1 protein-coding gene is annotated in these 1,551 nt (G+C 68.3%); it reads left to right on the forward strand.

What is annotated here, in order from left to right:
- The coding region (gene pgi, locus Q5694_RS34750) for a glucose-6-phosphate isomerase (RefSeq protein ID WP_333937511.1) at nucleotides 1-1,551 on the forward strand (1,551 nt) is incomplete at both ends.

The following is a 1,551-nucleotide window of genomic DNA, read 5'->3' on the forward strand; positions in this document are numbered from 1 at the left end:
CCCGAGTGGACCGCACTGGCCAAGCACCGCAAGGAACTCGACGGCGTCGGGCTGCGCGAGCTGTTCGCGTCGGACCCGGGGCGCGCCGAGCGTTATGTGGTGCGCGTCGGTGACCTGCGCATCGACTACTCCAAGCATCTGATCACCGACGAGACGCTGGCGTTGCTGCGTGAACTGGCGGTGGCGACGGATGTGTTCGGGTTGCGGGAGGCCATGTTCCGCGGTGAGCGGATCAACACCACCGAGGACCGGGCGGTGCTGCACACCGCGCTGCGTGCCGCGCGGGAGGCGGTGATCGAGGTCGACGGCGAGAACGTGGTGCCGGGTGTGCACGCCGTGCTGGACAGGATGGCCGAGTTCGCCGAGCGGGTGCGCTCGGGCCGGTGGACCGGGCACACGGGCCGGCGGATCCGCACTGTCGTCAACATCGGCATCGGGGGCTCCGATCTCGGCCCGGCGATGGCATACGAGGCGCTGCGCGCTTTCACCGACCGTGAGCTGACGGTGCGTTTCGTGTCGAACGTGGACGGTTCCGACCTGCACGAGGCGATCCGTGACCTGGATCCGGCCGAGACGCTGTTCATCGTCGCCTCCAAGACCTTCACCACCATCGAGACCATCACCAACGCCACCTCGGCCCGTTCCTGGCTGCTGGCCGGGCTCGGTGACGACGAGGCGGTGGCGCGGCACTTCGTCGCCCTGTCGACCAACGCCGAGAAGGTCGCGCAGTTCGGTATCGACACGGCCAACATGTTCGAGTTCTGGGACTGGGTGGGTGGCCGGTACTCCTACGACTCCGCGATCGGTTTGTCGTTGATGATCGCGATCGGCCCGGACCGCTTCCGGGAGATGCTCGACGGGTTCCGCATCGTCGACGAGCACTTCCGCAACGCCCCCGCCGAGGCGAACGCGCCGCTGATCATGGGGTTGCTGGGTATCTGGTACGGCAACTTCCACGACGCCCAGTCGCACGCCGTGCTGCCCTACAGCCACTACCTGTCGAAGTTCACCGCCTACCTCCAGCAGCTGGACATGGAGTCCAACGGCAAGTCCGTGGACCGCCGGGGGCTGCCCGTCCGGTGGCAGACGGGGCCGGTGGTGTGGGGCACGCCGGGCACCAACGGGCAGCACGCCTACTACCAGTTGATCCACCAGGGCACCAAGCTCGTCCCGGCGGACTTCATCGGCTTCGCCCGGCCGGTCGCCGAGCTGGGCGGGGAACTCGCCGCCCAGCACGATCTGCTGATGGCCAACTTCTTCGCCCAGACGCAGGCCCTCGCCTTCGGCAAGACGCCCGACGAGGTGCGTGGTGAGGGTGTCCCGGAGGAGCTGGTGGCGCACAAGACGTTCCGGGGCGATCACCCGACCACCACGATCCTGGCCACCGAGCTGACCCCGTCGGTACTGGGCCAGCTGGTCGCGCTCTACGAGCACAAGGTGTTCGTGCAGGGCGCGGTGTGGGACATCGACTCCTTCGACCAGTGGGGCGTCGAGCTCGGCAAGGTGCTCGCCAAGCGCGTCGAGCCCGCCCTGACCGAGGGCGCCGACGTC

It is taken from the genome of Streptomyces sp. AHA2 (assembly GCF_036857595.1).
GTDB lineage: Bacteria > Actinomycetota > Actinomycetes > Streptomycetales > Streptomycetaceae > Streptomyces.